Origin of the sequence: Leptospira ainlahdjerensis (genome assembly GCF_016919175.1) — a bacterium.
In the GTDB taxonomy this organism is placed as follows: Bacteria; Spirochaetota; Leptospiria; order Leptospirales; family Leptospiraceae; genus Leptospira; species Leptospira ainlahdjerensis.
In genome coordinates this window covers 1-874 of the sequence record NZ_JAFFPU010000065.1, presented here as the reverse complement: position 1 = coordinate 874, position 874 = coordinate 1, and the positions used below count along the sequence as shown (strand labels likewise).

At 39.6% G+C, this 874-nt stretch carries 2 protein-coding genes; both read left to right on the top strand.

What is annotated here, in order from left to right; genetic code table 11:
* A partial coding sequence (locus tag JWG45_RS15955; protein WP_205280637.1) for a thermonuclease family protein occupies positions 1 to 590 on the top strand: 590 nt, incomplete at its 5' end.
* A gap of 85 nt (positions 591 to 675) precedes the next feature.
* A partial coding sequence (locus JWG45_RS15950) for a hypothetical protein (protein ID WP_205280636.1) occupies positions 676 to 874 on the top strand: 199 nt, incomplete at its 3' end.

The following is an 874-nucleotide window of genomic DNA, read 5'->3' as shown; positions in this document are numbered from 1 at the left end:
AAAGGAAAGCGCGAGAAAGCGGCTATTACGGCGGAATTAAAAAAAACCGTTGGAACCGTCCTGATGGAGATATCTATCACTACAAGATCGTAAATAAAGACATCCTATCAGAAAAAGCACTTTGGATCGATTTTGGTTTTCATTTTTATCAGAAAATCACAGAAAAAGGCTTTGTGAAAGGCGATGGAATCAAGCTAAAGAAAGAACAAAAGAGCTGGATATCGGAAAAACAAAGCTCCAATTCCAAAACCCTCCTCTACCATTATCTCGGTTACTTAGAACGGATTATTGACTGCGATACGTTACTCGTTCAAATAGATTTAGGCTTTGGAATAACCTTGAGAGAGAGAATCCGCCTGTTAGGCGTGAACGCTCCCGAACTCTTAACACCGGATGGAGAAGTCGCTCTTAAATCCTTAAAAAAGAAACTCAAGCCTGGAAGTGTTTTACTGATTCGAACTCACTTTCAGGACAAATATGGAAGGTATTTAGGTGACGTTCTTTATGTAAGAGAAAAAAAGGCCAACGTTTCGAAATTAAAAGCGGAAGGAATTCATTTGAATGAGGAACTTTCGAATCATGGATACTGACATCAAGAAACATACTAAAACGTTTTTCATCTAAGAAATTGACAAAAACGAGCCGATACATATCATATTAGAAGGAACTTCTTTAATGGTATTCGGAAGCCGTGTATCTTTAAACACTACGTTTGAAACGGATACCCTAACTTCAAACAACCAACTGTGCACCGCCGGTGCACAGTTTTTCAAAAACAAAACATCTCTCCATTACAACCGCGTGAGCGATCGAAGCGTAAATCCTGCGATGCACCGTTCCGATTCAAACGGAAGGCGTGCAAGAAACACAAAGA